Source organism: Erwinia sp. PME.40.26/001, assembly GCF_055556675.1.
Map to the genome: position 1 here is coordinate 1 of NZ_JBVHNP010000167.1, position 273 is coordinate 273.

Below are 273 nucleotides of genomic sequence, written 5' to 3' on the forward strand. Positions count from 1 at the left end.
GCCGATCACCACGTTGCCGTCGAAGGCGACGCCGATGCCATCGGCGCTCTTGACGTTGGGACCGAGGATGCCGTGGTCAAAGCTGAACTTGGCGATGCGGCCCATGATGGCCGGCAGCTCCTTCTTGGTGGCGAATTCCAGCGCCGCCTTGGGCTGGTAGAACATGGCGGTGGCCGCCAGCTGCGACTGGAAGCCCGCCAGGTCGGTGCCGGAAGCCTTGCCCATGGCGGTCAGCGCGCGGGTTGCGCGTTCATCCTTGGCGGTCATGATGGC

The 273-nt window shown here is 66.3% G+C and carries 1 pseudogene; it reads right to left on the reverse strand.

The features are described 5' to 3' along the window. A pseudogene (locus tag ACZ3HG_RS23700) lies at positions 1-273 on the reverse strand (putative urea ABC transporter substrate-binding protein); the annotation flags it as partial.